The organism is Bacteroides sp. CAG:189 (assembly GCF_000432295.1).
Taxonomy (GTDB): Bacteria; Bacteroidota; Bacteroidia; order Bacteroidales; family Bacteroidaceae; genus Bacteroides; species Bacteroides salyersiae.
This window is the reverse complement of sequence record NZ_HF991125.1, coordinates 105,184-106,342: the sequence shown is the minus strand read 5'-3', so window position 1 is coordinate 106,342 and position 1,159 is coordinate 105,184. Positions and strand designations below refer to the sequence as shown.

Genomic DNA, 1,159 nt, shown 5'->3' with positions numbered 1-1,159 from the left:
CGCTCTTCCTGTTCGAAGACCTCTTTGATAGTCCAGAAAGAAGAAAAAGCGAATACACCCAATAGCGAAGAGACAAGAATATTGTCTACGCTTAGTGAAGCGGCTATACCACCTATCCCCAATACCAAAAAAATCCACCAGCATTTAGTACCCCAATAATATTCGGCTTTTACCACGATAGGGTGGAAAAGGCCGATTATCAAAAATGTGCAAATTCCGATCAATAGTCCTGCCAGATGATATTCATTTAAGAATTCCATTGGCTTACTTTTCTACTCGGATGGGAATTTCTTTCTTGATGCTTTGTTCCAGTGAGATAAGTGTCTCAGTGGCTACAACGCCCGGTATCTCCTGCATTTTGTTGTTCAGCAGATCCATCAGGTGTTCATTGTCGCAAGCATATAGTTTTGTCAACATGGTATACGGACCGGTAGTAAAATGACATTCTACAATTTCGGGAATTTTCTGCAATTCGGCTACCACGGATTTGTACATAGATCCTTTTTCAAGCTTGATACCGACGTATGTGCAAGTTCTGTATCCAAGTGATTTGGGATTCACATGGTAACCTGAGCCGACAATAACTCCCAGATCGATAAGGCGTTGTACGCGTTGGTGGATAGCCGCACGTGAGACACCACATTCTGCTGCCACATCTTTGAAAGGTATACGGGCGTTCTGAGAGATAATCTCGAGAATCTGCCTGTCAAGGTTGTCTATCTTTTCCATAATTTATGAGTATAATTTCCAGTTGTTATCAAATAGTAAGCAAATATAGAGATTTATTTTAATTTCTCTATATAAAAGGGATAAAAAATAGGAAATAGCAAAAAAAGAGGCGCAAATTTCTTTGCACCTCTTTCTGTTTATTAAGGGATTTTGCTTACTTTTCGATACTGAGCAATTCTACTTCGAAAATCAAAGTTGAGAACGGTTTGATCTGTCCCTGGTCTCTTGAACCGTAAGCCAGTTCTTGTGGGATGTAAAGTTCCCATTTAGAACCTACAGGCATCATAGTCAAAGCTTCTGTCCAACCTTTGATTACTTGGTTGGCACGGAAAGTAGACGGTTCTTTACGTTTGTAAGAGCTGTCGAATTCTGTTCCGTCGATCAAAGTACCTTTATAGTTTACTTTTACTTTGCAAGTGTCAGCAGGAAT

General features: G+C 40.0%; 3 protein-coding genes. All 3 read right to left on the bottom strand.

Annotated features, from left to right (window positions below; translation table 11 throughout):
* Positions 1 to 260: DUF4491 family protein (locus tag QVP90_RS18840; RefSeq protein ID WP_288204921.1), on the bottom strand; the 260-nt coding region annotated here is incomplete at its 3' end.
* Positions 261 to 264: 4 nt separating this feature from the next.
* A complete protein-coding gene (locus QVP90_RS18835) occupies positions 265 to 729 on the bottom strand; it encodes an Lrp/AsnC family transcriptional regulator (protein ID WP_005928359.1) in 465 nt (154 codons plus the stop codon).
* A gap of 154 nt (positions 730 to 883) precedes the next feature.
* Positions 884 to 1,159 (bottom strand): FKBP-type peptidyl-prolyl cis-trans isomerase (locus QVP90_RS18830; protein ID WP_288204920.1); only part of this gene is annotated, 276 nt, incomplete at its 5' end.